We start from the raw sequence: 24,623 nt of genomic DNA on the forward strand, positions 1-24,623 counted from the left end.
CACAAGGCATGGCATATAGCATGCTTATTTCTCTCCTATATATTTAGAAGGCGACACCCCGAAGTGTTCCGTAAAATGCTTACGAAGCGTACGGGTATCCGAATAACCGACCATCTCCGTAATCTCCTGAATCGAGTACCGGTTTTCCAGAATCAACGAAGCGGCCTTACTGATGCGAATACTCCGAATCATGTCTATCACAGACAAGTCACTACGCTGCTTTACTTTACGGTATAGCGTAGGCTGGCTCATATTCAGTTGTTCGGCCAACATCTTGACATTGAAGTTCTCATTAGGAATATTCGCCTCTATGACATGGATTAATTGTAACAGAAAAGCGTCTTCCTGTTCCCCTTCTTCCGATTTCTGTTTCAGCATCAAGGCTTTGGTATAAATCCTCTTCAACTGTTCACGCTGCAAAATCAGGTTATCAACTTTCGCTTTCAGGATTTCAGGGTTGAAAGGCTTCATCATATAATCATCCGCCCCGCTACGCGAACCTTGCAGGATGTCCGCATCCTCTGCTTTTGCTGTCAGCATCAAGATAGGAATATGTGCTGTCTCTTGTTGTGAACGAATTTCCTCACAACAAGTAAAACCGTCTTTTACAGGCATCATCACGTCGGAAATAATCAAATCGGGAAGCTTTTCTTTCGCCATGTGTACACCTTCTTCACCATTGCCAGCTTCATATACCGTATATTTGGAAACAAACAAGCTCCGAATGTATTCGCGGACATCTTCATTATCTTCAATGATTAACAGGCTTTTTTTAGCCGCTACATTCTGCATTTCATTTTCCGAAGCTTGCAGAAACAACTCAGTTTTCAAGCCACTCGATTGTTCCACTTCTTCCCGCTGACAATCTACCCACTCACAAGTATCCTTTAAGAAATGCTCTTTCCCCTCAGGGATATACAATACAAATGTGCTTCCTTCCCCCGGCACACTTTCCAACGTGACCAGACCATGGTGCAAATCCATCGTGTTTTTCACAATATGTAATCCGATTCCTATTTTTGTCGAAACTTCCGGCATATTCTCTCCTGTTATGAATGACTCAAAAACATGTTTTTGCAGTTCTTTCGAAATTCCCACCCCCGTGTCCGAAACAGCTATCTGACAATAGCCGTTTCCATCTTTTACCACATAAGAAACAGAAAGTAAGACACTACCTCCCAAAGACGGCGTATATTTAAAAGCATTCGAAAGAAGATTCTGCACAGCAGAAAATATTTTACTCTCATCCACCCAAAACAGAAGTTGTCTGTCTGGCAAGTTTACCTCAAAATGCAAACCTCTGATTTCTGCCATTTGCCGGAATGACTCCGATACATTCTTTATCAATTGTACCAGATCTACTTCCGATACCCGAAGTCTTACCATCCCAGCATCTATTTTTTGCACATACAACAAATGATCAACCAAAGTATGTAACGAAGTGGCATTCTCGTACATGATCCGCAACTTCTTATAGAAAGGATCCAACACAGTACCTTGTTTTATCAATTCCTGCAATGGAGCAAGGATCAAAGTTAGCGGAGTGCGCAGTTCATGAGCAACTCCCGTAAAAAAGTTTTCACGTTCCATACGTATCTGGTGTTCTTTCTCACGTTCCATATTGACGGTCAGTAGTTCATGCTTCATCTGCATTTCACGTTCCAGACGCTTTTGGCGCATTTTCATCAACCGTATGCAATACATTATTCCAACTGACACCAACAAGAATATGAAAACACGAAAAATTAAAGTGTTACTCCAATGAGGAAGAATTACTATTTTCAAAGAAGTCACAGGACCTGCCTGCCCGTCCGGATAAATGCTCCTGACTTCAAATACATAATCTCCGGCCGCCAAATTGGTATATACCGCCTTTTCTCCATCATCAGATATCAACCAACTTTCCTGATAAGGTAAAAGCCGATAGTTATATTTCTGCTGTTCGTTGGAATAGGACAAATTATTAAATATTAAAGCAATGTCCCGGTTAGCATTATTCAATATCACCTGTTCTGTATAAGAAATCATTTTGTCAAGCACAATCTGATTATTTATCTCTTTTCCTATTTCAACGGAGCGATTATCAACTTCCAAACCTGTAATCAAGACCCGCTCATTATTCGGCCAAGTATCTATTTCATTTGGATCAAAATAAGTCAGACTTTGGTTATTTCCAAAAAACAAAGTACCACAACTGAACAGCGCAGAACGATTACTCCCTGCTATATAATAGTTGTAAAAAAGATGTTGATGGCGGCTATAACGTGATATTCCCGAATTACTACCTAACCAGATATGCTCCTTACCATCTTCCACGATACATCCGACAAAATTACTACACAATCCGTCAGCAGTTGTATAAAATTCACAGATTGTATCTTGAGAAGGCGAAAGAATGGCAAAACCATCAGTATAGCCAATATATAAGTTTCCATCTGAAGACGCTAATAATGAACGCACCGAATAGTAATCAAGCTTAAGACTTTCCTCATAGCCTTTACGAACTGCCATATCACCGGAAGCTGATTCTAAAATCCTGCACACTCCCTGTTCACTTGTCCCTAACCATATTGCTCCATCTTCTGTTTGGGCAAGAGCACGTACCCAAATGGCCCCTTTCTCATTCAGCCAACGCTCTATGGGCAATCTCACACAAGTCCCTGTCTGCAGTTCATATAAAAGGAGTCCGTGCTCCGTACCTATCCAAAGCCGTTCTTTCTTATCCATATACAAAGCCCATACAGGAGACTGGTTGACAGCCCCGTCTATTACCAAAGACTGGTTTATAAACTTACCGGATTGGGTGTTATAAACAGTCAGCATACCATTCTTATTTCCAAACCAAAGGTTTCCAGCGGAATCTTTCGACGCACATAATATCGTCTCTTCAGACTTCTCCTTTTTAACATTCATTGCCGAAAAACAAAGTTTTCCATTTTGAATATACGGTGTATCACTCCGCATTATCCCTTTATGAAAGGTAGCCAACCATATATGCCGCTCATCATCCATAAGCACACTACATATTTCATTATGCCTGTCCTGATAATAGCGGTTATAAAACTGGGATCTCAAGTCCGAATACATCACTCCACCGCCATTGGTACCAATCCACAAAACACCATTCGGATCATAAAAGGCAGAAATCATCCTAGTCTCAAGATTCCGATGAATTTGCGTATAAGTGTAGTTATATACTTCTGAAGTCAATTCCTCCTTTTTTTCTCCATCTGGCATCAGTAAAGTATAACCACTCCATGTAGCTGCCAAATAACGGTTATTTCCGATATATATAGTTTCATAAACATCTGTATGGGAAAGGAGATTTTCTTTTCCCGTTCCACCATAAGAAATACGGTCAATATGCCCCGTACATGTATGATAACGAATAATTCCTCTTGCCAAAGTTGAAACCCATACAATCCCTTGCCTGCTCAAAACAGAAGTGATTTGCAATGCTTTTCCATTATCCAGTGAGACTTTTTCACATATTTCCGAAGTATCCGTACAGAATAAAAACAAATCCCCTTTATTAGTTGTCAACCAAATTCTGTTCTTATTTTCCCCATCATAACAAATAGCACTAAAAAAAACATTTTGTTCTGGCAACAAATCGTACTCTTTTTGCAACTCAATACGGACAGTAACCGTATTACTTTCCGGTTCTGCCTGATCCTTCCATCGACATAACAACAATCTATTTCCGGTTACTCCCCAAAAAGAAGATTCATCAATAGGTAATACATGATTGAAGGTATTTTTTTCCATCCTAGAAGCAGAAGATACAGGAATAAAAGCTTCCCGCTTCCGGTTGTAAGCATGAAAAGTACCATTGGAAACGACCCCCAGATAATCATGAGACAAGCGCACAATAACAGAATTCGGGATGTAGCTTTCTTGCAGTTTGAAATTTCTGACAGTCCTGCCATCATAACGGCTTATCCCGTCATTGGTCCCGAACCACATAAATCCATCATCATCTTTATATATGGAAGTTATTGTATTATCAGCCAGACCATCCTGCATCGTCAGTAAACGAATGTCTTTGTCAAAAAAAGCATGCACAAGATTTATCGGGCAACTACTTACAATCAAAATAAAAAGAATTAGATTTAAGTATTTCATCATTTTTTGTTTTGATGCAAATAAACCAATTTATAACCGAATACACAAAAAAAAGTTATAAAGAAATAATGTTTGAATTAAACATGTATACTCAATGAAAAGAATATGCATATCCTGAAAATTCTTATTCACGTACTTTTGCATTTGTAATATAACAACCTTATGTTCAACTTTAATCAAAATGCAATGAGAAGACTTAAATCATTACTCATCATGTTGTTGCTCAGCATTAATATCATGTATGCACAGCAAATCAACATTACAGGTATGGTCACTGACAAAAAGCTCAATGAGCCCATTATTGGTGCCAGCGTGATAGTAAAAGGAAGTACCAATGGAACGATTACCGATTTCGATGGTAAGTTTACTCTTACTAATGTTCAGATAGGAAATATGCTAGTCATATCCTATATAGGTTATCAAACTAAAGAGATTAAAATCACTTCTGAAAAACAATATTCTATTTCCTTGGATGAAGACACCCAGACATTGGACGAAGTGGTTGTAGTAGGATTTGGTACCCAGAGAAAAGCCAACCTGACCGATGCCGTAGCAACCGTAGATACTAAAATGCTGGATTCACGTCCGGTAACCAACTTAGGACAATCTCTGCAAGGTACAGTTCCCGGTCTAAATCTGTCTGTCGGAAATCGGGGTGGTGAATTAGGACAAACACTAGATATCAACATTCGTGGCACTGGTACCATATCACAAGGTTCCAATGCAGCAACTTTAGTGTTAATCGACGGAATTGAGGGAAATATGAACAATCTTAACCCAGACGATGTAGAATCTATTTCTGTTTTGAAAGATGCCGCATCAAGTTCCATTTATGGTTCCCGTGCCGCCTTTGGCGTAATCCTAATTACAACCAAAAAAGGAAAAGCAGGAAAAATCAACGTCACTTATTCGGGAAATGCCCGCTACTATGGTCCCAACCACCTGCCCGACTTAATGAATTCATGGCAGTTTGCCAATTATTTCAATGAAGGTAATGCAAACTCCGGCTCCCCCAATCCCATTTTTGACGCAGACACCATGGATCGTATCCAAAAATATATGAACGGAGAAATCAGCACCAGCACTGTTGCCAATTCTAACGGCAACTGGCAATTCCATGAAAAAGCCAATGACAATGTAAACTGGTACAAAAAACAATATAAATGGTCATGGGCACATGAACACAATCTGAATATAAGTGGCGGTACTGACAAAAGCCAATATTATGTTTCTGCCAATTATTTAAATCAAGACGGAAATTTACGTTTTGGTGAAGATACATATGACCGCATTTCTACAAACGCCAAATTCAATGCACAACCGTACAAATGGCTGGATATTGAGGTTAACACCAAATATGTACATACCGACCTCGATAATCCATTCTATACCGATTTGGACGGTTTGCTTTATCATGATATTGTACGCATGTGGCCTACCATGCCATTTGAAGACCCGAACGGACACTATATGCGTAACGGCAAATTAGCACAATTGACAAATGGCAGCCGTTCGAAAACTAGCAATGATAATGTATATCTGCAAGGCCAATTAGTATTTCACCCGATGAAAGGTTGGAATATTTATGCAAATGCAGGTTTACGCCTTATCAGCCAACTAAAGAGACAAAATTTGAACAAAGTTTATGAATATAATGTAGAGAATGAACCGCTGTTACTTTCATATGGTTCAAATTACACTGCGGGACAAACCGGCGCCATGCAGCATTGGACAAAAGCCAATCATCTGACTACCAGTTTATATTCTGATTATTCTTTCTCCATTGACCAACATATGTTTAAACTCATGGTCGGTGTCAATACTGAAAAATACAACAATCGCTATTTATCAGTCAAACGTATGGACTTGATATCGGAAAATGTTCCGGAAATCGGTTCTGCTACCGGAGAGGATGTTATCAATGAAGCAAGTGCGTATTCATGGGCGACAGCAGGTTTCTTTGGTCGTATCAATTACGATTACTCTAACAAATATTTCTTTGCGGCAAACTTACGCTATGACGGTTCTTCACGCTTCCTGCGCAAAGACCGCTGGGGAGTGTTCGGTTCTTTCTCTTTAGGCTGGAATATAGCCGCTGAAGAGTTCTTTTCTGTAAACAAAGATATCATTAACCAATTAAAGCCACGTTTCTCTTGGGGTACATTAGGAAATCAAAACACTAAATCATATTATCCGATGTACTTACTACAGACCGTCAAAGCTAACGGTGGAAGCTGGTTAATGGGAGATTCCAAACCATCTGTCGCCAATGTTCCTGGAACAATCAGCAGTTCTCTGACTTGGGAGACCGTTAAATCACTGAACGTCGGTTTCGACTTGGGTATGCTGCGCAACCGTCTTACAGTCAACTTCGATTACTTTGTCCGTAAAACACTTGACATGGTAGGTCCCGCATCTGAAATAGCAGGTATCTATGGAACAGGTATGCCACAAACCAACAATACCAATCTCCGCACAAAAGGTTGGGAACTGGCTGTAGCATGGCGCGACCAAATAGGGCAAGTCAACTACAACGTAGGATTCAATATTGCCGACTCACGTTCTTTCGTAGACAAATATCCCAATGCGGACAAATCAATCAAAACCTATTATGAAGGGCAGGAACTGGGAGAAATCTGGGGATATGTAACTCATGGCATTGCCAAAAGCCAAGCAGAAATGGATGAATGGACAGCCAAGAACAATCCTTCCTGGGGTTCAGGCTGGGGTGAAGGTGACATTATGTATACCGACTTGAATAATGATAACGTAATCAATGAAGGAGCCAATACCGTAGATGATCCGGGAGACCGCAAAATTATCGGCAACTCCACTCCACGCTTCCGTTTCGGAATCAATTTGGGGCTAGAATGGAAAGGTTTAGATTTCAGTATGTTCTGGCAGGGAGTGGCCAAACGGGACCTAGCTTTGACAGGAGCTATGTTTTGGGGACTTTCCGGTGGTGAATGGCAATCAACAGGTTTCAAAGAACATTTGGATTATTATCGTCCGGAAAATACAAATTCTGTATTTGGCCCCAATACAGATGCCTATTTCCCCAGAATTTACATGGGCAAAGATATGAACCAAAAAGTACAGACCCGCTACTTGCAAAATGGTGCCTATGCACGCCTTAAAAATATTCAAATAGGATATACATTGCCTAAGCAGATTATCAACAAACTATGTATGCAGAACCTACGTGTATTTGTCAGTGCAGAAAATGTATTGACCATCAGCAGTTTGCCAGGAGGATTTGATCCGGAAACAACTTATTCTGTCTATGGAGATGAATTTTCCGGTAAGACATACCCGCTCCAAAGCACAATTTCATTTGGTATTAATGCAACTTTCTAAACAATCAGAACGCATATGAAAAAGATATTATTATATACATTCATGGTCGCATCAGGCATATTTGCCTCATGTAACGACTATCTGGACTGTGAACCAATTACAAGTGTAAGTACAACAGTCTATCTTTATTCTGAATCAGACCTAGCCGCTTATGCCGCGAAATTCTATAATGACAGCGAAAATGAAAATAATGACGAATATGGAAATATTCTCCCGTCACATGGTTCAGGCAGTTATAACATGGGACTCTTTGATGATGACAATGGGACTGACAACCAAACAGCCGATACCCCCAACAAATTGCTTGTAAAAGGACAATCCTATGTTGGTGACGAAAATCTTTGGTATAAATACTTCCGAAAAATTCGTGCAACCAATTATTTCCTGCAGAGTGTCCCCCAACGTTTTGAGAATGGAGAAATCACGGGTAATGATGCAAATATCAAACATTATATCGGTGAAGTCTACTTTTTCCGCGCCTATATTTATTTTATGGCACTGCGAAATCTAGGAGATTTCCCTATTATAAAAGAAGTGGTGTCCGACGATTATGATGTTATACGCGAAGCATCCAAACGCCGTCCACGTAACGAGGTAGCCCGTTTCATTCTTTCTGATCTGGATAATGCCTACAACTATATGTTACCCACCGCTCCTGTAACCAACCGTCTGAATCGGGATTGTGCAGCCTTGGTAAAAAGCCGCGTAGCCTTATTTGAAGGCACCTGGGAAAAATATCATAAAGGTACTGCATTTGTTCCCGGTGGTCCCGGCTGGCCCGGCGCTACTATGGATTATCTGAAAGACTTCAATGTCAACATTGATTCCGAAATCAGATACTTTCTGGAGCAAGCTGTCGAAGCTGCCGACATCGTGGCCAAAGCTCATCCTATATTAAACAACGATTATTCTGCAATGTTCAACTCAGTAGATTTGAGTGGTATGAATGAAGTTTTGTTATGGCGCAAATATAGTTTGAATTCTGAAGCAACTTCCTATCATTTTGTAGTAAGTTACCTACAGCGTAACGGTGGCGGAAATGTTGCTTTCACACGCTCAATGGTGGATTCCTACCTGATGAAAAACGGTTTGCCGATTTATGCCGACAACTCCGACTATCAAGGTGACGGTTCTTATGAGGATCTATTCACCAACAGAGATCCCCGCATGGAGCAAACCATCCTTAAAACCGGAGATCTCTTATCTGACGGTCCCAACTTGATAGAGTACATAAAAAATGACGGTAAAGGTTATTTCTATCGGGCTCCGATTTTCGAAGGACAGGTTGAAAACAGCAATGCTACTGGTTACTGTCTTCGCAAAGGATTAAATACTTCCGGTAGCATGCAGACCACTAAAGAGTCTTACACCGGATGTCCTATATTCCGCGCAGCAGAAGCTTATCTGAATTATCTGGAGGCATACTACGAATTACATGGCAATTTACAGGGTAACTGTGACACTTATTGGAAAGCTCTCCGTACTCGTGCCGGTGTAGATACAGACTATCAGAATACAATTGATAATACAATCATGGAAAAAGAAAAGAATGATTGGGGAAGTTATTCTACCGGAACCCAAGTGAATACTACATTATACAATATCCGTCGTGAACGTCGGATAGAATTGGCGGCCGAAGGACATCGTATGAATGACTTAAAACGTTGGAGAGCTCTTGACCAAGTAAAGAATATACATATTCAGGGATGTAATTTCTGGGAAAGCATTTACCTGCTGTACACAAATCCTCAACCCGAAGATGCTGCTTCCACACTTGCGAAAATGACATTGACAGAATATGGAACTACGGAAGAAACAGCCAACGTTTCATCACGCAATGACCCATACGCAGAAGGAAAATATTTATTACCCTACCGTAAAAATAAAGCAAATATAGGATTTGACGGGCTTAATTGGAATACCGCCAAATACTTATACCCAATAAGTAACCGGGAATTCCGCTTAACGACCGCAACAGCCGGTTCTGGTGACTTTGACAGTTCCAGTATCTATCAAAATCCGGGATGGAGCAAGAATGACGGTACATTGCCTGTAGGCGATTAGAAACCAAGTCGGTTCTCAGCCAATAGCAAAGAGTACCGAGTTTTGCATCAGTATCAGGGAGGAAAAGTTGTCTTTCACAAAAATAACTTTACCTCCCTATTACAATACATGAAATAATATATGTATCTTTACCCATTATAAACGTCACCATGCAAAAGATAATTTACTTTCTGGAATTTGTCAGCGGAACTATATTTTCGTCGCTGTCTGTTATTGCCCAGCCATCTCCTAATCTTCTTTTCATCATGGCTGACCAATATCGGGGTGACGCTCTCGGCTGTATTGGTAAAGAGCCGGTGAAAACTCCTTGTCTGGATAATCTAGCTTCCAAAGGTATTCTATTTACTAATGCAATCAGCAGTTATCCGGTTTCATCTCCTGCACGAGCCATGTTAATGTCAGGCCTGTATCCACCACACAACAAAGTTACAAGTAACTGTAATTCACAAACTGCACCTTATGGAGTGGAACTTCCACAAGACGTCTATTGCTGGAGCGATGTATTGAAAAACATGAATTATCGTACCGGATATATCGGCAAATGGCATTTGGATTCCCCTTACAAACCTTATGTCAATACCTATAACAATCAAGGGAAAGTAGCGTGGAACGAATGGTGTTCTCCCGAACGCCGCCATGGCTTTGAACATTGGATAGCTTACGGAACATACGACAACCACCTGAAACCGATGTACTGGAATACGACTACTCCAAGAGACAGTTTTTACTATGTCAACCAGTGGGGGCCTGCTTATGAAGCAGATAGAGCCATCGAATATATTCAAAAACAAAAAGAGAGCAAACAGCCTTTTGCTTTAGTCGTTTCAATGAACCCTCCGCATACAGGTTACGAATTAGTGCCCGACAAATACAAGGATATGTATAAAGACCTTGATGTAGAAACACTTTGTGCAAACCGCCCGGATATACCGCCCAAAGGCACTGAAATGGGCGACTATTTCAGAAATAACATACGCAATTACTACGCCTGTATCACAGGAGTGGACGAACATGTGGGACGTATCATAGAAGCTCTCAAGAACAACGGATTCTTCAACAATACAATTGTGGTATTCACTTCCGATCATGGTATCTGCATGGGTGCCCATAACAATGCGGGAAAGGATATCTTTTTTGAAGAATCCATGCGAATTCCGATGATCATATCCTGGCCTAAGAAGATAGAACCACGCAGAGATGATCATTTAATGATTGCTTTTGCCGACCTATACCCTTCTCTTTTATCTATGATGGGATTCCAAAAAAAGATTCCCGAAACAGTACAAACGTTCGATTTATCTCGTGAGATTCTCTGCAAAAGTAAGAGAGAGATTGTACAACCATATTATTATATACAATATAATAATCATTCCACCGGCTATCGCGGGTTACGCACGGCAACTCATACATTTGTAGTTCATGCTAGTAATGGTGTCATAGACGAAACTATTCTTTATGATCGCACAAAAGACCTTTATCAAATGAATAATATCGCCGGACAATCCCCCCAATTAGTCCGGCAACTCAATAAAAAGCTGAAGGCTTGGCTTATCCAGACCAATGATTCATTCGCTAATTACATAGACCTCTAAATAATCTTATTATCTTACCCCCATAACAAATTAAACCATGCAGAAACAATATCTTATTTACCTCTTACTCTTTTGTACAATTGACTGTTTTGCCCAAAAACAGGAGAAAATAATCCCCACTCCCAAACCTCACCAGCTAAAATGGCACGAAGCCGAATTGGGAGCCGTATTTCATTATGATTTGCATGTCTTTGATGGTATCCGCTATGGCCAAGGCAACAACCGTATCAATCCTATTGAGGACTATAACATATTCAATCCGAAAGAATTAGATACCGATCAATGGGTACAAGCCGCCAAAGCAGCCGGATGCAAGTTTGCCGTACTGACAGCCACCCATGAAACCGGATTCGGGCTTTGGCAAAGCGATGTCAATCCGTACTGCCTGAAAGCTGTCAAGTGGAGAGACGGAAAAGGGGATATAGTCCGTGATTTCGTCAATTCCTGTCGTAGATATGGCATTCAACCAGGCATTTACGTAGGTATCCGCTGGAATTCCCTATTGGGAATACACAACTTCAAGGCTGAAGGTGAGGGGGAATTTGCCCGGAACCGTCAGACATGGTACAAACGCCTTTGTGAGAAAATGGTAACAGAGCTTTGCACACGTTATGGCGACCTCTATATGATATGGTTTGACGGTGGAGCCGATGACCCGCGTGGCGACGGTCCCGATGTAGAACCAATCGTGAATAAATATCAGCCGGAATGTCTTTTCTATCATAATATCGACCGTGCCGATTTCCGTTGGGGAGGCTCGGAAACGGGTATGGTAGAATACCCCTGCTGGTCTACTTTTCCAGTTCCCTGTTCACACCATAAACGCATAGAAAGCAACATCGACCAATTAGAACTGTTGAAACACGGTGACAAAGATGGAAAGTACTGGGTGCCCGCTATGGCGGACACGCCATTAAGGGGAGCGAATGGACGTCATGAATGGTTTTGGGAACCGGATGACGAGAATAATATTTATCCGTTGGACGTCCTGATGGATAAATATGAAAAATCCGTAGGACGAAATGCTACCCTTATCCTCGGATTAACCCCCGACCCCACCGGGCTTATCCCTGCCGGAGACGTACAACGACTGAAAGAGATGGGAGAAGAAATAGACCGCCGTTTTTCCTCGCCCATTGCGCAAACGTCAGGACAAAAAAAGATCCTGACTCTAAATCTCGGAAAGAAACAAACCGTAAGTTACTGTATCATCCAAGAAAATATAAAAAATGGAGAACGTATCCGCCAGTATAAGATAGAAGCAAGAATAAATGGAAAATGGAAACCTGTCGGCTCAGGAGAATCCGTTGGACACAAACGTATCGAGAAGTTTGAACCGATAGAAACAACCGAACTAAGACTTACCATTCTCAAGTCTATCGCATTACCGGACATCATCAATTTTAGTATTTATTCCGCTAAATAAACAAATTCCGAGAACTGAACAGTCAAGAATACATAAAGATAAAATTTAATAATTCCCCCATGAATAAAAAGAAACTATTCCCCCTCGCACTTGTGCCCCTCGCAGCAACCAGCCTGCAAGCACAAAGCAATGTACAAACAGAACGTACGGACAAACGCCCGAACATCATCCTCTTTATGGTGGATGATATGGGATGGCAGGACACTTCACTTCCTTTTTGGACACAAAAAACGCATTACAACGAGCTGTACGAGACTCCGAACATGGAACGGCTGGCACGCCAAGGAATGATGTTCACCCAAGCGTATGCCAGCAGTATCAGTTCTCCTACCCGATGCAGCCTCATCACCGGAACAAATGCCGCACGCCACCGTGTTACCAACTGGACACTGCAAAAGAATACGATGACAGACCGCAAGGACAGTCTGCTGGCTGTGCCCGACTGGAATTATAACGGTGTCAGCCAAGTGCCCGGCACTAATAATACTTTTGTAGGGACTTCTTTCGTAGAACTGCTGAAGAACAGCGGTTATCATACCATCCATTGTGGAAAAGCCCATTTCGGTTCCATTGATACTCCGGGAGAAGACCCGCACCACTGGGGATTCGAGGTAAACATAGCCGGACACGCAGCCGGCGGACTTGCCAGCTATCTGGGAGAAGAGAATTACGGGCATACCAAGGATGGGAAACCTGTGTCATTGATGGCTGTTCCCGGATTAGAGAAATATTGGGGAACAGAGACATTTGTAACGGAAGCGTTGACCCTGGAAGCTATCAAAGCATTGGATAAAGCAAAAAAGTATAATCAGCCTTTCTATCTGTATATGTCACAATATGCTATCCATATTCCTTTGAATAAAGATATGCGTTTCTATGAGAAGTACAAGAAAAAAGGCATGACCGACCATGAAGCCGCCTATGCCACTCTTATCGAAGGAATGGACAAGAGCCTGGGCGATTTGATGGACTGGTTGGAAAAGAACGGAGAAGCCGACAACACCATTATCATCTTTATGAGTGATAACGGGGGGCTTGCTTCCGAATCCTATTGGCGCGACGGAAAGTTGCACACACAAAATCACCCGTTAAACAGCGGGAAAGGTTCTACTTACGAAGGTGGTATCCGCGAACCGATGATAGTCAGTTGGCCGGGAGTAGTAGCTCCGGGCAGTAAATGCGACAACTACTTACTGATTGAAGACTTCTACCCCACTATTCTCGAAATGGCAGGAGTCAGGAAATATAAAACGGTTCAGCCGATAGACGGAGTCAGCTTTATCCCTCTATTGAAGCAAACGGGTAATCCATCCAAAGGACGCAGTCTTTTTTGGAATATGCCCAACAATTGGGGAAATGACGGGCCGGGCATTAACTTCAACTGTGCAGTCCGCAACGGAGACTGGAAATTGATTTACTATTATGGCAGCGGGAAAAAAGAATTATTCAATATCCCGAATGATATAGGTGAAAGCAATGACCTCAGTACACAACATCCGGACATTGTAAGAAAACTATCTAAAGAACTAGGTAACTACCTGAGGAAAGTAGACGCACAGCGTCCAACCGTCAAAACAACCGGAAAGCCCTGCCCGTGGCCGGATGAAATCAATTAGCTCACTCTATAGAAGAATGCTCTAAACATAAAGTGTGGCGGGAAGTGTGGGTTTTTTTCACACCTTCCCCCCCACTTTCCACACCTTCCCCCTTTCTTTTCCCATACACTCCCCTCTCTTTTTCACCACCATATTTGGTTAAAAGACAAACATCACTCCCCCCCCCCTTGTACCCATCCCCCAACAACCACACAGGTCATAAAAAAAACTCCCTAAGAAAAGAACCCCCACAGCGCCCAACCAAAAAAAAACCCGAAAAGCCCTCCCCGGGGCGGAAAAAAATAAATTAGCCCATTTAAAAAAAAATTGCTCAAAAAAAAAGGTGGGGGGGGAAGTTTGTTTTTTTCCCCCCCTCCCCGCCACACTTTCCACACATTCCCCATTGCTTTCCACATACACTCATTATCCAACATCGCCGCTATATCCCTATTTATCAACCATTTACAATCTTCTCACATTCTTTGGCACGTACTTTGACCTTTAATTAGACGTTACCGTAATAGCAACAACCAATTCCTTAACATAAAAAGTAGAGAATTGAAAACATATGTCTAATTATCATTAAAGCAAACGATTATGAAAAAATTAGTATTAGTAGTAGCAATGTTTATGTTTGTTTGTGGTGGTTCATTCCTTGTCAAGGCTCAGAACCCCTCAGAAGCTGTGACAGCCCAGACAGGAGTTAATGCCGCACTTATCGTTAACGATACAGTAGTGAAAGATACTGTAACCAAAGACGAACCTGTGAAAACGGAACTGAGTGCACCAACCACTTTTGTCAATGATACAGTTGTCAATGACACTGCATCCAAAGACAAACCGGCTGAGCCTGTCAAGGAATGACCTTGCCAACAACAAGCAGGACATAGTCTGCCGAATAATAGTAAGCACACTACAACAAAAAAGCCATCCCTACTTCGTCTATTCCGGGGATGGCTTTTTTTGTAGTGTACTTATCCGTTCTTATTCCACAGTCAGTATCGGGTCTGCTTTCCAAGTAGAAACCACATTTGCAGCTTCCGCTTCAAAGCTCTTCTCAGCCAAAGAAACAAATGTTTTAGTATTACCGTTTCCGTTGTTAAACAGCCAGTTGGCAATCAGTCCGTCCTTATCCTCATTCAGAATCTTACCACTTTGCACAGTAATCTGTTCATCTGATAAAGCAGTAGTCCATATACGGGCGTAACTGATTGCGCCATTCAAACGGCGCTTACCATCAGACTGGCCGATAAAGAAGTTGGAAGTCAAATCCACCTCTTTCAATTTATCAGGTTCACCATTCGAGAGTTGCAGAGTTTCTTTCTTACCGTTCACATACAATGCAATCCGGTCACTTCCACTCTTGCTGTCATCCAATACCACAGCGACATCATACCATCGGTTTGTTTCTATTCTTGTCAAGCCTTCATAACGGATACCTCCCTTATCATCTGCTGACAGTTGCAAGAAGCGTTCCTCGTTATTATTACCATTCTTATGAACATCTACACGCAATAGAAATTTCTTCTCTATCCCCATCACTGTATTAATCTGCGCATCCCCACTTCCATTCAAGGATTCGATATTGAAACGAGCCTCAAATGTAATCGTATTCAGACTCTTCAATGACTCGTCCGCCACACCATTATAAGTAAACGGTACTTTGAAATAGTTGCTGGTGCCCAAATTAACTACCTTATCCGCCAATACAACAGTTACGGTCAAAGGCAATTCTTGTTCCGCCTGGTCTCTCACATATACCGTAGTCACTCCGGCCTTCTTACCAATCAAGTTGAAACGGGTATCGTCTACCTGCTGTATATCCACAATCGAATTATCTTCGGCTGTCAGGGTATAACCGCCATTCCCCTTTTCTACGGTAACCATCATTTTATTATTCACACCGACTCTCGGAGTCAGATTGGAAACATCAATGGAAATAGGATTCACTGTTACTTGAACCGTGGCTTGCTTTCCCTTATGGTCAGTGAAAGTCACTGTCGTATGCCCATTCTTCAATCCTGTTAACGTATAGAAAGGACGGAACACATCTGTATTAATCATCCTGACCACAGTTTCGTCTTCAACAAAAAAAGAAAGTTCATCATTACTGGAGAAGTTTCCCATGCTGACAATCAACTGCTTTTCATCCCCCACTTCCAATGTAACCTGCGGTTCATTCACTTCCAGTTCAAAAACTCCCACATTCACAGAAATATCGGCCACCACTCCCTCACCATCTATTACTTCCACGGTAGTGGCTCCATTCTGAGAGCCACTCTTTATAGTAATCTGTTCACCGGAAACGGAAGCCGTCGCAATAGCAGTATTAAAACTTTTCACTGAATAGTTTCCGTTTCCTACCACGATATTCACCTTAACCTCTTCGTTCTGCCCGATACGTACCACCGGTTTGTTCACTATCACTTCAATCAGGTCTTTTGCGCCCTCATTATCATCATCGTCGTCACAACTAATTAGAGTGAATGACAATACCGACAAGAGCAACAGCCCCATATATGTATAGATTCGTTTCATCTGATTTTCTTTTTAAAGTTATACATTCTATCGACTTACCATCCGGGATTTTGTTCAATAGACGGTGTCTTCTGCAATTCACTCCGGCGAATCGGGAACAGATAATGCTGAATGGAGAACGTACGTTCTTCCACACAGAAACGTTCCATTCTGTATTTCACGCCATCCACCGTTATAGCACCGTTCTCATCCTGTACCGGACGCATACCGTTAACCATTCTCTGGCAACGGGGTAATGCTCCATTATTAGCCGCCCAGTACTTCTGCGTACGCTTTGAGTTATCACTTCCGCTGGATTTCCAAAGACTCTCTTTTGCCAGTTCTTCCTTACTCGTCGGTTCCAGATACAAGCGGCAAGTCCAAGGACGTTTCCCCTCATAGAAGAGTTCCACACGACGTTCGCGTTGAATATATTCGCGCATCAACTGCTGATTGGTCTTAACTTCCGGCGGCATCGGTTTCATGAACGAACGTTCGCGGACGGTATTTACCAGTTTATAAGCCCCATCCAAATCCTCTCCCAATTCATTGCAAGCCTCTGCATAAATATAGATAAACTCAGGCAGACGCCAGATAGCAGGCGCATTGATGCTGAAGTTACCGGATTTGTTCCAGGACTCCTGTTGGAATTTACGCAAGTAATATCCGGTAGTAGTAGCATTAGTTGCTCCGATCTTATCAGAACCACTGGCAGTATTCAGTGTTTTCGATTCATTCTTATTGTTACGGTAAGGAGCACCGTGATAGATAATATCCCGATAGAAACGCGGGTCACGAGTTCCTTTCACATACGGATTTGCATCATCATAACCGCCTTTGCGCGCTTCCGCCGAATATACAGGATAACCGTAATCACCTACGATATATTCATACTCGTCCACCTGTTCCTGCACAGGCTGCTGACGGGAACTTCCTTCGCGGCTTGGCGGATAAATATCGCCCTGCCAAGCCTGATCCTTGCTCTTCGTCATAAAGAACACATACTCATTGGCAAACGCATCCATATCATAGAACATATCCCACAGGCGGGCATACACACGGCTATCATTCAAGTTGCCGTCCGCCGGATCCTTGAAATCGTTTGCGTCATGTTTCATATAAAGAGAATAACGCTTTGTGCCTCCAACTTCAAAATCCAGTACAGCCTTAGCCGCTTCCTTTGCCCTTCTCCACCGGTTGATGTCATACGTATATTCATTCTCGAACACACGGCGCAAATTGTAACCATATTGGGAAGCCCCATTCCACAACGGAGTTGCCGCTATCCAGCGGACAAAGGAAATCAATCCCAGGCAAGCCCCCTTATCCACACGCCCGAAGTTTTCAGAAGTCTTCACATATTTATTAGGCACCATACCATACGCAGTCTGCGCGTCCGCAACAATCTTTTCCACCATTGCATGAGCCGATTCTTTCTTGAAATCCATATTATCTCCAGCACGAACTACATAGTCAATATACGGAGCTTCCCCGTACATACGCAACAGCAGCATATGGAAGTAACCGCGCATAAAATACATTTCTCCGATACGATTGCGCAAGTCACCGTCCTGTTGGGGATTATCGGGCGTATTATATTTCTGTACATTTTCTATAATCAGATTCGTCTTACGGATTCCTTCATACAGGCTTTCCCAATACTGACCACAGCTACCCGGAAGGGAGTTCGGATTCCAGGCACCGTTATTGAAGTTATTCGTAATATTCCCTTCTACATTTGTACCTTCACACTCGTCTGTGATAGCACTGTTGCTGAAGTGTTCGAAAAACACCAGCGGACGGTCGGCCTTCTTTGCATTGGCATACACATCCGATACCAATCCGTTCACTTTCTCGTAACGGGCAAATACATCCGCTTCCGTAATGTTGTCGTCATCATCCCGGTCGAGATAATCGCTGCACGAGGTGAAAGACAACGCCAGGAGTGATAAAGCGATTACTGAAAATCTATATAACTGTTTCATGTTTCTATACTGTTTTTAGAATGTAATATCAATACCGAAGTTGAATACCTTTTGAATCGGATACCAGGAAGCACCGTCACCGGACTTCGTTTCCGGATCGATGTCCACATCACCTAATTTATCAAAAGTCAACAGATTCAAGCCCTGCACATAAATACGTGCCTGCTGCACATGGAACTTACGCAACCATTTAGGCGATACATTATAACCGATTTCCACATTCTTCAGACGAAGATAGGAAGCATCATACAGGAACAGACTGCTGTTTCCATTCTTATTGTTATCATGTGTTCCGTAGTGCAAAGCCGGATATTTTGCCGTAGCAGCCGTTTCCGGTGTCCAACGGTCGAGATGCATCTTCTTCACACGACCGATCTTATCTTGTTCGAACTGCGGGAAGTCAAATACAGCAGCTCCATTTAACAGGATAGATGTTTTGGTGGCTCCCTGCAACAATACACTAAAGTCGAAATTCTTATACTGGAATCCGAAAGGAATACCGAACATAAGCTCCGGACTACGCGGATTTCCCATAGCAGTACGGTCTTCATCGTCAATCACACCATTGCGATCCAAATCCTTGTAAACCACATCTCCCGGAATTAACTGCCCCCATGGCTGATAACCGATTTTATTCAAGCGGTCGGCTTCTTCCTGATTGGTCACAAAGTGATCGAATACATAAACAAAGTTCTCATACAGGCGCTTGCCGGTTTCTTTACGCCAGGAGTTCTTGCGAGCTACTTCCGCCTTATATTCCAGACGGTTGCGGGAGAAAGTCAGATTCGGACGAATATAATAACGGAAATTCTTTCCTATCTTGTCGTTCCAACTCAATTCGATGTCCACACCACGGTTGCTGACCTCACCCAAATTCTGTAAAGCCGCATCCTTACCTACAATGTCCGGATATCCCATGATACCGTCACTATTCATATCCGTAATTATATCGAACCGATATTCATAGAAAGCATCGACAGTCAATGCCAAACGCTGGTTCAAGGTAGTAAAGTCAATACCTACATTCAACTTGCGGGCTTTTTCCCAAGTCAGACTTTCGTTTGCCAGTTTTCCTTCGGAAGTCCCTCCCACGTTCGTTCCGAAATTATTGCCGAAATCATAGCCGCTACCGCTACCGTAGAAAGCTAAATAAGGGAAACGGCTGCTCACATTGTCACTACCTACCAGACCATAAGAGGCTCTCACTTTCAAGAAGTCGATCCAGGAAGCCTTCTTCATAAAAGCCTCTTCCGAAATCACCCAACCGATAGAACCTGCGGGGAAGAATCCGTAACGTTTGCCCGGAGCGAAGTTTTCGGAACCATTGTAACCGAAGTTGAACTCCATCAAGTACTTCTGATTATAATAATAGGCAAAACGTCCGGTAATACCTTGGCTATGATAAGCCAGTTCATTATTAACAGTACGGTTGCCACGGTTTGCCAATAACATGGCTGTAAGTTCGTGACGGTCGTTAAACATACGGTTATAGTCCACACGTGCCTGTATATACGTCCGTCCGTCGGAAGCATTATGGCTGAATCCGTTGCCGATAGTCTGATCAATGTCGTATTTATTACCAGTCTTGTAAGCACCGGTATAATGTCCGCCCGCCATATAGGCATCCGAACCTTCAATCGGCATAAACGTTGCATATTTCGGATATTCACGGTATCCGTCCTTGTAAGTATCCAGCTTGCGGTTAATCCAGCGTCCTTCTGAAGCATCATAGGAGAACATCACTTCCGCTTTCAGCCCTTTTGTCAGGAATCCCATATCCAGGTTCATGGCAAAGCTACCGTTCAGATAAGTATTCTTTTCATTCAGATAACCGGTGCGGCTCAATTCACCTAATATATTATAGCGATAGATGTTGTCCCCATAAAGCATGCCCCGGGAATTCTGCTGAATATATTCTTCATTCTGCGGATGCGAGTTCTCCTCTACCAAGATAGGCAGATACGGCGGTTGTGTAGCACAGATAGTCATCAGTCGTCCGGCGGTAGTACCCGGTGCATTGCGGTCGGTAATACGGGCACCCAGGTCGAGACGTGTACTCAGATAACGGTTAATATTAATGTCGATATTCGAACGGAAGTTATAACGGGTAAACTTAGTCTGCGAATTATATTCACCTGCATTCGAATATTTGTAGTTACCGCCTTGTGAAAAATAATTAGCCAGCACATAGTAACGTACTTTGTCCGTACCGCCACGGATAGAAAGGCTGACATCTTCCTGCATACCCGGCTTGAAGGCAAAATCATAATAATCCCAGTCATACCCCAGCCCGTCGGAGTTGTCTCCTTTGGCACGGCGGAAGTTGTCTATAGCCTGTTGAGAGAAAAGATTCAGACTGCTAATGTCTGCACCTGTCATCTTGGCGTCATTCAGTCTCGCTTCATTGTATAAGGTAGCATAATCGGCAGAGCCCAGATATTCGGGGAATCCGATGGGTTGGTTGATACCGACAGAGGCTTTCAGGTTCACGGTTGCTTTCTCGGCAGCCTTACCACGTTTGGTTGTGATAACGATTACACCGTTCGCACCACGGATACCGTAAGCGGCAGTCGCAGAAGCATCCTTCAGAATAGTGAATGTTTCAATCTCGTCCGGTGCCAGATAACTCATGTCACGTTCGATTCCGTCGACAATGACAATAGCACTCTGATTACCGTAAGTAGCTTTACCACGGATGAACAATTCACTTTGGTCAACACCCGGCTCACCACCGGCATATTGGTTCACAACCAAGCCCGGCAGACGTCCGGCAAGTGCGTTGTTGATATTGGCAGTCGGACTTTGCGTCAGGTCTTTCGTTGTGATGGTAGCTACCGAACCGACCATTGTTTCCTTGCGTTGCTTGGTGTAACCTACCACCACAACTTCCTGCAAGGCTTTCGTATCTTCTTGTAATAAGACAGTCAAGTCCTTCTTGGTACCGGGAACAATCTCCTGCGGCTGATAACCCAAGTAAGAAAACACCAGCGGAGCTTCCGCGTACGGTAACCTCAACGTAAACTTACCATCCATATCCGTAATCGTTCCTGCATTGGCTACTCCTTTTACCACAACAGACACACCAATCAGCGGGTCATTTGTCGTCTTATCCAATACCGTACCCGATATCGTTATCTTATTGTTTTGCGAAGCCTGTGTCCTTGCGGTTCTGCCTGTCTGCGCCATACTTTGTACAGGGATACCTGCCAGCAGAGCGCAAGAAACAGCCATCAGACAAATATTTCTTTTTATATGTATCATTTTTATTTCCGATTTTCTATGTGTAATGAATCAATCTTATTCCCCTGCTTTCTTCCCGAATTCCGGGCCTACCCAGTTGGCCTCTTCAGAAGCTTTTCCCTGTACCCAGTCCTCATAACGGGCACGTATTTCAATCATTGTCGCTCCGGGAACCTCCGCATTCAAAGAAATCGTCAAGCGGTCTTCGCTGTTATCACGGTTACCGAATGTCGGGGCTTTCGCCCAATCGTATTCCCATACATAATATCCTTCCGGATGTGCCAGCGTCCAAAGCACATCGGAGCAACTGCGTAATGCGGCAATAAACTTATTTCTGGTCTTTTCCGGATAAACACTGCTGACGGGTTGTTTCACCATATCCAGGAAATAACGGACAAAGATTCCCCGGAACAAAAGATTATCACCGGAATTACCCTCCCCGCTGAATACCGGATAATTGGAATCCATTTTCTTATTCACCTGATAAGAGCCGAAAGCGACAGCATTACGGAGATATTCCTCTTCACCCGTGGCATTGTAAAGTTCCAGGGCAGATGCCATGAAAGTTCCCTGATTGTAAGACAGAGCCACTTTATCCGGGTCACCCGGAGTACCGTCATCTCTGATTCCCAAGTTATCATATACCTGTCCGGTTGATGTGTCACACAGATAAGCAGTCATCCAGTTGTACACCTCTTTGGCAAAGTTGAGATAATAAGCCGCCTTATCCTCCCATCCTTCTTTGGCTTCTTTGACAGTCAGTTTGTACAGTTTCATAGCCAGAAGACAACCGGGACCGTTTGAACAAGCCATACGTGAAGCCGGCGCATCCGTTTTCCATGCCATGCCGCCTACTCCTTTATAGTCATTCTTGGCTCCCTTGATATGATCCCACATTTTCATCAGGGCGCTGTAATAGTCTTCGTCGCCCGTCAACTCGTACACCCGCAGGCAAGCCAATGCCATCCACTCCATATCATCATAGAAGTTGTTCCAGAAGTCCTTGCCACCATAACCGCAATGCTCATTCCAGTCGTCGAAGGCCGGAAGGAACGGTTTCATTATATTTTCATACAAATCGGCCTGGTAGGCAGGATCATCCGCATGACGGATATAAGCGTCGATGACTATATCAAGCGCATGTCCCTGCGACCATCCGCCGCTGCCCCCCGTACTTGTCGGTTCTCCAGTTTCCGGTGTATTCGGTTTTTCCCAATAAATGCTTCCGCAGAAAGTATTCCGTCCGCCGGCATTCTCAAAGAAATATTTGATGTAAGTTCCTGTACTTGTATTGGCAGCATCCGTCCAGTTTACATCCGACACATATTCGCCGGATGAACTCCCTTTGTAGATGTCACTCAATTCGCCATCGTCACAGGCAATGCACATAGCCAATGTGGCAACACCGCCCAACAAGAAAGCCTTTTTCGATAATGATACTATATAGTTCTTCATATTATTATTCAGTTTTAATCTTCATTTGTTTCTGAAGCTACCCACCGATGAGTATAAACTCCAAATTCAGCATTGAAATAAAGGGTGACATCCGTTTTCACCGTTGCGTAAAAGACTTCGTTCTGCTCGCTACCCCATTGAAGCAGTTCGTCACAGAAACGGAAACTGTAATCCCAAGGATCCGTACCTAGTGCCAGTTGATATAAATTATAATAGCTGTTATCAGTATCCAAATGCGGTTGCCCTTTATCTCTGTCCTTGTGTCCCCAACGATAAGTGGTTCCGTTTATCTCCATCTTAAAGCTATGGCGCGTTTCACCGCTTCCTGCCCAGCCTTCTTTCTTTTTCCGGGCTATATAATCTCTCACGCCCCATTTACCATATCCCTGATAATCGAAGTTCTTTCTATATCCTCCCGAATGGTTGTAGAGATAGACTTCCCCGATTTCATCATAACTGATTGTCTGTTCGCCCATATTGATTGTAATGCGATAAATAGCTGATGCAGGAACTGTCACCGCATATTCCTCACCGTCATTACGTTCACGCAACATTCCGTTTCCATCCACATAATAATAACATTTACGTCCTTCGACAGTAGACATGAATACAAATGGCTGGTCGGCTTTCAACTGAGTGAAAGATTGATAGATTCCTTCATTCTGGCGAAGCATCTGCTGTGCAACTGATTCGTCTCCATCATCTTCCGTACCTATACCAGTAATGTAAACCGGCTCATTTTCCGAAGGCATATCATCAATACCGTCCATCATAAATATCACGAAATAACCTTCCAACGTACTGAGTGCCTGGTCAAGCCCACAATAAGCACGTACTTTCCAACGCAACGTCCCGTTCGTATTGCAACGGAACTTGGCAAGTTTGCCAATCGTATTTACCTGATAATGCGTCAAGGTTAGCTGAGGCTCCAAGCCGTTATTGTCGGAAAAGATGGTTTCTACCGGCTTTGTAAAATCACCACCGACAGTATCTATCAATACTTCGTAACGATATACTGTATTACCATGTTTCTCGGTAGGCGTCCATTTCAGAATGATGTCCGTCAGCGAAGCTCCCGAAAGCACCACACGTTCACCGCTTGCCATAGCATCCATCGTACGGACAGGTTCTGGCGGAACAATCGCTTCATAATCGTCCGGATCGAATCCCGGATTCAGTTCATTGTCACAAGCCGTCACTCCGATAAGAAAAAACAGCAGGGCAAATTTGATTAGTTTCTTTGTTATCATATTGTTTCTCATATTAT

12 protein-coding genes are annotated in these 24,623 nt (G+C 43.0%); 6 read left to right on the plus strand and 6 right to left on the minus strand.

Annotated elements, in window-relative coordinates; all coding sequences use genetic code 11:
- Positions 1 to 24: 24 nt before the first annotated feature.
- Positions 25 to 4,125: a hybrid sensor histidine kinase/response regulator transcription factor gene (locus BQ7997_RS12250; protein WP_073347385.1), complete on the minus strand. Its 4,101-nt coding sequence runs from the start codon at positions 4,123 to 4,125 to the stop codon at positions 25 to 27.
- A gap of 186 nt (positions 4,126 to 4,311) precedes the next feature.
- On the opposite strand from BQ7997_RS12250, the gene BQ7997_RS12255 reads away from it, so the two are divergent.
- The 6 genes from BQ7997_RS12255 (at position 4,312) to BQ7997_RS25620 (ending at position 15,023) form a co-directional block, all read left to right on the plus strand.
- Positions 4,312 to 7,482 (plus strand): SusC/RagA family TonB-linked outer membrane protein, encoded by a 3,171-nt coding sequence (locus BQ7997_RS12255; protein WP_073347386.1) that lies wholly within the window; start codon positions 4,312 to 4,314, stop codon positions 7,480 to 7,482.
- A gap of 15 nt (positions 7,483 to 7,497) precedes the next feature.
- Positions 7,498 to 9,546 (plus strand): RagB/SusD family nutrient uptake outer membrane protein, encoded by a 2,049-nt coding sequence (locus BQ7997_RS12260; RefSeq protein ID WP_044655102.1) that lies wholly within the window; start codon positions 7,498 to 7,500, stop codon positions 9,544 to 9,546.
- Positions 9,547 to 9,695: 149 nt separating this feature from the next.
- Positions 9,696 to 11,138, plus strand: a complete 1,443-nt coding sequence (locus BQ7997_RS12265; RefSeq protein ID WP_083589224.1) for a sulfatase family protein — start codon at positions 9,696 to 9,698, stop codon at positions 11,136 to 11,138.
- A gap of 37 nt (positions 11,139 to 11,175) precedes the next feature.
- Positions 11,176 to 12,564 carry an alpha-L-fucosidase gene (locus BQ7997_RS12270; protein WP_073346726.1) on the plus strand — a complete coding sequence of 463 codons (1,389 nt, stop codon included), beginning with the start codon at positions 11,176 to 11,178 and terminating at the stop codon, positions 12,562 to 12,564.
- Between the two features lie 59 nt (positions 12,565 to 12,623).
- Positions 12,624 to 14,180, plus strand: coding sequence for a sulfatase (locus BQ7997_RS12275; protein ID WP_073346727.1), 1,557 nt, complete (start codon positions 12,624 to 12,626; stop codon positions 14,178 to 14,180).
- 576 nt (positions 14,181 to 14,756) lie between these two features.
- Positions 14,757 to 15,023 (plus strand): hypothetical protein, encoded by a 267-nt coding sequence (locus BQ7997_RS25620; RefSeq protein WP_073346729.1) that lies wholly within the window; start codon positions 14,757 to 14,759, stop codon positions 15,021 to 15,023.
- A gap of 120 nt (positions 15,024 to 15,143) precedes the next feature.
- On the opposite strand, the gene BQ7997_RS12290 is transcribed toward BQ7997_RS25620, so the two are convergent.
- From BQ7997_RS12290 to BQ7997_RS12310, 5 genes are read right to left on the minus strand one after another with little or no spacing between them, the layout of a single operon-like run.
- Positions 15,144 to 16,697, minus strand: a complete 1,554-nt coding sequence (locus tag BQ7997_RS12290) for a LamG domain-containing protein (protein WP_044654232.1) — start codon at positions 16,695 to 16,697, stop codon at positions 15,144 to 15,146.
- Positions 16,698 to 16,732: 35 nt separating this feature from the next.
- Entirely contained in the window at positions 16,733 to 18,661 is a 1,929-nt protein-coding gene (locus BQ7997_RS12295) for a RagB/SusD family nutrient uptake outer membrane protein (RefSeq protein ID WP_044654233.1), read from the minus strand.
- A 15-nt stretch (positions 18,662 to 18,676) separates the two neighbouring features.
- The gene (locus tag BQ7997_RS12300; RefSeq protein ID WP_073346730.1) at positions 18,677 to 21,922 is read right to left on the minus strand and encodes a SusC/RagA family TonB-linked outer membrane protein; all 3,246 of its coding nucleotides are present in this window, start codon (positions 21,920 to 21,922) and stop codon (positions 18,677 to 18,679) included.
- Between the two features lie 36 nt (positions 21,923 to 21,958).
- Complete coding sequence (locus BQ7997_RS12305) at positions 21,959 to 23,356, minus strand: glycoside hydrolase family 76 protein (protein WP_073346731.1); 1,398 nt, start codon at positions 23,354 to 23,356, stop codon at positions 21,959 to 21,961.
- Between the two features lie 14 nt (positions 23,357 to 23,370).
- Positions 23,371 to 24,618: a SusE domain-containing protein gene (locus BQ7997_RS12310; protein WP_073346732.1), complete on the minus strand. Its 1,248-nt coding sequence runs from the start codon at positions 24,616 to 24,618 to the stop codon at positions 23,371 to 23,373.
- Positions 24,619 to 24,623: the final 5 nt, after the last annotated feature.

This window comes from Bacteroides congonensis, from assembly GCF_900130125.1.
Lineage (GTDB): Bacteria > Bacteroidota > Bacteroidia > Bacteroidales > Bacteroidaceae > Bacteroides > Bacteroides congonensis.